This is a genomic window from Terriglobia bacterium, from assembly GCA_020073205.1.
GTDB lineage: Bacteria > Acidobacteriota > Polarisedimenticolia > Polarisedimenticolales > JAIQFR01 > JAIQFR01.
Genome location: JAIQFR010000174.1, coordinates 1 through 5,518 on the forward strand (window position 1 = coordinate 1; position 5,518 = coordinate 5,518).

Below are 5,518 nucleotides of genomic sequence, written 5' to 3' on the forward strand. Positions count from 1 at the left end.
TCCAGGAGCTTGAGACGGCCCCCTACGAGCCGATCGACGTCGAGTTGGTCCTCCGGGAAGGCCTCGCCTCGCTACGCAATCTACCGCGTCTGTTGGAGTCAGGGAGCCTGGAGGAGCGGAAGGAGTTCGTGCGGGCGTTCGTGGGCGGCGTGAAGGTCATTCCGGAAGAGGCACGCCTCGAGCTCGAGATGCGAAAGTTCCCGGCCGTCGCTCTGCCGCGGCCTGGAAACTCTACCTGTGAGCTGGTAGCGGGGGCCCGCTATGAACGGGTACAGATAGAGATGAAGCCCGGCGGGCGGTTCGTCGCGAAGCGCGGAACTTCAAGACTTGTGGCCTAGATTCCTGTCCGAGGTCCCCATGGACCGCCGCATTTCGGTAGCACCGCAGCAGAAGCATCGTCAGTTGGAGGGGGCCGGAATCGCATTCGCCGTTGCAACTCCCGTCCCAAGATGCCATCCTGAACCCAGCACCTGCCCCGGTCGAGCCGATTGGACAAGGGCCAGAGCCCGTTCGACCCGGCTCTTCCAACGGGGATATGGTGCGTGTTCTGGATCACTTCCTCGCTCGCCTGTCGTATCGCAGGAACCAGTCGTAGATCTCCCGGCCCGGATAGACCTGCCAATGGATCCAGTGGCCGAGATCCGGTTCAGCCGAGAATCTCAGGTTCCGGTTCCTTCCCTCCAGTCTCCTGACGAGTCGCTCGGTTTCTTCGAAAGGGACGACGGTATCCAGCTTCCCGTGGAAGGCCCAGACAGGCATGTCGACCAGCTTGTCGATGTTCTTGTCGATGTAGTCGAGATGGCTCGTGAATCCGCTGATCGGGGCGATGGCCGCAAACTTCTCGGGATACCGCGCGGCGATGTACCAGGTGCCCGAACCGCCGAGGCTCGGCCCGGTCAGATAGATCCTGTCGGTGTCGATCCTGTACCTGGCGGTCGCTTCCTTGTAGAAGTTCTCGAACCAGTCATCGGTCGACCACCTGAGATGCTCCGGACATTGCGGGGCGAGCATGATGAACGGGAACTCCCGTCCCCTGTATACCTGATCGGGGATCCCGGACGAGTACAGCTTGTTAAGGTCGGTCCCCCTGTCCGAACCTCCGTGCAGGTAGATGACAAGCGGCCACTTCTTGGCGGCGTCCGCCTCGTAGTCCTTCGGGAGGTACGACACGTATCGATAGCTGACGTTCCTGCGATGCCGGTTCATGCCGTGCCAGAACGTCGAATCGAACTGCAGATCCCCCTTCTCGGACCAGTACCTGACCCGGCCGTGCAACTGCCCGTTGAGCCAGTTCTCCTCCGCTTCCTTCTGCCCGCTCTCGTACCAGGCGGTGCTCGCGCCGTTCAGCCTGCCCCGCGTGAAATGGCCCTCGAATCTCATGCGCCCGTTCCGGTGCCATTCCGTGTACGGCCCTTCCTTGGTATTCGAGCGGTAGTTGCACTGATACTGCTCCTTCACCCGTTTGTCGAAGGAGGCGTAGAAGGCGTTCATCTGGATTCGTCCGTTCTCGTAGTAGTCCCGGACGTGGAACAGGTGCTTCTGGTCGTCGAAGCGAATGACGCGCGTGTAGACGATCGTCTCGCGATTCGAGACGGCCTGGTGCAATACGTAGGTTTCGGTGTCCTGGGCCTGCACTCCCCCCAGGCAGAACAGCATCGAGAGAACGGCGGCAGTTCGTTTCATGTCGAGCCGGTGACCCCCATGGGGCCTGTCGTCTCCGACGACAAGCGATACTAGCGCACGGCCGGCGTGCCGCAACACCCGGCGCTGAACATGGGCCCTCGTCCCGGGCGCGGGGACGCGGCAGGCGGAGCGTCAGCCGGTCGCCATTGGTCGCGTAGGTTGCCGTCGAAGCGTAGCCGAGAGCGTTGGTCTCACCTCGCCCCGCCGACCCTGACCGCCGCCGAGCAGAAGGCGATCCTGCGGGCCAGCGTCGGCCACCCCCGCGACCACCTGATTTGCTCTGTTTCCTCGGTCACCCTTTCTCCCCTCCCCTTGACCGCCAGGAACATCCAAGGCTAAGCTCCTCGCGAATGGGGGGTTAGCACGCGGTGCGCGCCTTCTCTGCAATCGCTCGGCCGCGGATCTACTGCGTCTTCCACCTAGTTCCTGCATCCGGGTGGCGACCATGAAGCCCGGTGATCACCTCGGTCCTTACGAGATCGTGGCTTGCATCGGCGTGGGCGGCATGGGCGAAGTCTACCGCGCGCACGACTCTCGCCTCGGCCGTGACGTGGCGATCAAGGTGCTGCCGTCCGGATTCGCCGCGGACGCCGAGCGCCTGAGGCGGTTCGAGCAGGAGGCGCGAGCCGCCTCGGCTCTCGACCATCCCAGCATCCTCGTCGTTCATGACGTCGGCGCCCACGAAGGTGCGCCCTACCTGGTCACCGAGCTGCTCGAGGGCGCGTCGCTGCGGGACCGGCTCGCGGAGGGCCCGTGGCCGTCGGAGAAGGCGGCGGACCTCGCGGCGCAGATCGCTTCCGGCTTGGCGGCGGCTCACGGCAAGGACATCGTCCACCGCGACATCAAGCCGGAGAACCTCTTCGTCACCCGCGGCGGGCACGCCAAGATCCTCGACTTCGGGCTGGCGAAGCGGTCTCCGCTCGCCGGCTCCGACGGGCGGACCGATTCGCCCACCCACGACGCGGCCGGCGACACAGCGGCGGGCTTCCTGATGGGCACCGTCGGCTACATGTCGCCCGAGCAGGCGAGGGGCGAGCCGGCCGACGCCCGCAGCGACATCTTCAGCTTCGGGTGCGTGCTCTACGAGCTGCTGGGGGGCCGGCCGGCCTTCAAGAAGGACACGGCGGTCGAGACGCTGCACGCGATCCTCAAGGAGGATCCGCCCCAGCTGACGGCCTCGGGGAAGGGTGTGTCTCCCGCCCTGGCGAGAATCGTGCGGCGCTGCCTGGCGAAGCGACCAGCGGACCGCTTCGCGTCCGCCTCGGAGCTTCACCGCGAGCTGCAGGCCTTCCTTCGATCCCCATCCCTCGCGCCTGCGGTGAAGGAACCGTCGGAGTGGTCCATCGTCGTTCTCCCCTTCGAGAACCTGAGCCCGGACCCGGAGAACGCGTTCTTCGCCGACGGATTGACGGAGGAGCTGATCGCTGACCTCTCGAAAGTGCGAGCGTTGCGAGTGATCTCGCGCACGTCAGCGATGCTCTTGAAGGGGTCGAAGAAGGACGTACCGACGATCGGCCGGGAGCTCGGCGTTCGATACGTGCTTGAAGGAAGCGTGCGGCGCTCTGGGAACAGCCTCCGGATCACCGCCCAACTTATCGACGCCGCAGACGACGTCCATCTGTGGGCGGAGAAGTACGGCGGGACTCTGAATGACGTCTTCGCGATCCAGGAACAGGTCTCCCGCTCCATCGTGGACGCGTTGAAGCTGACGTTGACTGCGGACGAGAAGCACCGCCTCGCTGCGCGAATGATCCCGGACGTCAGGGCATTCGATCTCTATCTGCAGGCACGCTACGAGGCCTACCACCGCATGACGGAAGAAGCGCTCGAACACGCGGTCGCACTCACCCGACAAGCCCTCGACCTGACCGGCCCGAATCCGCGTCTCTACTCGCTGCTCGCCGAGATCGAGTGGATCTGCCACGACCAGGGAATCCATCGCGACGAAGAGAGCCTGCGTCAAGGAGAGGCCTGGGCGAGGAGAGCGCTCGAGCTCGAGCCGCACACAGCGGCGGCGTTCCTGGCGCTAGGGGCCATCGAAGCCCGGAGAGGCGACATGGTGCGTGCCGTTCGCGACCTCACCCGGGCCGCCGAATTGGAGGCGAGCGGAGAAGCTCTGGCGCTCCTCGCGTGGCGGGCGTCCGAGGTTGGTCAGATGGCCGAGGCGAAGCGGCGTGCGGCGGAGGCAGTCGCAGTCGATCCACTGTACTGGATCTGCCGCTGGAGCCAGGCGTGGGTGGCTCTGCTGGACGGAGAGTTCGAGACCGCGCTGCGAAGTTGGCGCGACGTGGTCGCCACAGGGGACGATGAGCCGATCAAGCCCTTCTTCCTGGCCGTTTTCGCTGTCTATGCGGGGCGCGTGGACGAAGCCTGCGAGCTCTTCGGCAGGTTTGGCAGATGCGGCCTCGGGGCCATCTCGGGCATGTCTGCAGTCCTCGGGTCCCTCTTCACCCACGACCCCCGAGCGGCCAACGAGCTGCTTTCGGACCAGAACGTCAGGAATTACGCGACGCAGGATAAGGAGATGTCGTGGTGGCTAGCTGCCGGGTTCAGCTTCGCCGGTGTCGCGGACGAAGCGCTGCATTGGCTGGGAAACGCGATTGCCCTCGGTTTCGTGAATCACCACCTCTTCTCGAGAGTTGATCCTTTCCTCGCGGCGCTGCGCGGCAATCCGCGCTTCGAGGAACTGATGGATCGGGTCCGCGAGAAGCAGCGGGCCTTCGAGGGCGCCGGTTGATTCCTTGGGTCCGTGCACCGCACCACAGATTGCATCGGCCTGGCGCACCGTTCAACTCAATCCCTGCAACCCCTTGACTTCCTCCCCCACCGAGGGACCCTGTACGTGGAGGTCCCCATGCCCCACCTCGCCCCGCCGACCCTGACCGGTGCCGAGCTGTGACGTCTCCGGCAGTCGTCGATTCCCCGGACTATAATCTCGCCATTCCGGCGTGGAGAAGGGAGATGAGCGACGACCCGATCGAGCAGGATCCAACGGCGTTGCCCCCGACCGAAGCCGCGCCGATCCCCGCCGTCGGTGGGCAACCGATCGGACCCTACCGGCTGTTAGCGAAGCTGGGCGAAGGAGGAATGGGAGTCGTCTACATCGCGGAGCAATCCGAGCCCGTCCGGCGCCGCGTCGCCCTCAAGGTCATCAAGCAGGGGATGGACACGGCGAAGGTCGTCGCGCGATTCGAGGCGGAGCGCCAGGCGCTGGCATTGATGGACCATCCGGCGATCGCCAGGATCTACGACGCCGGCTCGACTCCCGAAGGCCGGCCTTACTTCGCCATGGAGTGCGTTCCGGGCGTCCCGATCAACGAGCATTGCGACCGCCAGAAGCTGACCAACGAGGAGCGGCTCGATCTGTTCCTCCAGGTCTGCGAGGGAGTGCAGCACGCCCACCAGAAGGCGGTGATCCATCGCGACCTGAAGCCCTCGAACGTGCTGGTGAGCGTTCAGGACGGTCGGGCGGCGGTGAAGATCATCGACTTCGGCGTGGCGAAGGCGGTGTCACAGCGGTTGACGGAGCGGACCCTCTACACCGAGCTCGGGGCGATGATCGGCACTCCGGAGTACATGAGCCCGGAACAGGCCGAGATGACCGGTCAGGACGTGGACACGCGTACCGACGTTTACTCGCTCGGGGTGATCCTCTACGAGCTCTTGGTCGGGGCGTTGCCCCGCTCGGCGCGGCGCCTGGACGCGGACCAGGTCATCCGGGAGCTGCAGCCGAAGCTCTCGCAGGTGCCGGGGATGCGGGTCTTCCTCCAGAACCCGCCCTCCCTGCGCATCGGCGGGCGCTCGTCCAAGGCGCTCTACCAGTTCACACTGCAGA

General features: G+C 65.2%; 4 protein-coding genes. 3 read left to right on the forward strand and 1 reads right to left on the reverse strand.

Annotation, left to right across the window (positions count from 1 at the left end; all coding sequences use genetic code 11):
* Window positions 1-338, forward strand: a 338-nt coding sequence (locus LAO51_19845; protein MBZ5640998.1) for a hypothetical protein, incomplete at its 5' end; no start/stop codon positions are given.
* Window positions 339-552: 214 nt separating this feature from the next.
* Here LAO51_19845 and LAO51_19850 read toward each other — a convergent pair.
* Entirely contained in the window at window positions 553-1,683 is a 1,131-nt protein-coding gene (locus LAO51_19850) for a prolyl oligopeptidase family serine peptidase (protein ID MBZ5640999.1), read from the reverse strand.
* Window positions 1,684-2,128: 445 nt separating this feature from the next.
* Here LAO51_19850 and LAO51_19855 point away from each other — a divergent pair, with 445 nt between their 5' ends.
* Window positions 2,129-4,420, forward strand: coding sequence for a protein kinase (locus LAO51_19855; GenBank protein ID MBZ5641000.1), 2,292 nt, complete (start codon window positions 2,129-2,131; stop codon window positions 4,418-4,420).
* A gap of 224 nt (window positions 4,421-4,644) precedes the next feature.
* Window positions 4,645-5,518 (forward strand): protein kinase (locus LAO51_19860; protein ID MBZ5641001.1); only part of this gene is annotated, 874 nt, incomplete at its 3' end.

Coding starts and splice junctions, on each gene's coding strand:
- LAO51_19850 (MBZ5640999.1), bottom strand. CDS start 1,683: ATGAAACGAACTGCCGCCGTTCTCTCGATGCTGTTCTGCCTGGGGGGA.
- LAO51_19855 (MBZ5641000.1), top strand. CDS start 2,129: ATGAAGCCCGGTGATCACCTCGGTCCTTACGAGATCGTGGCTTGCATC.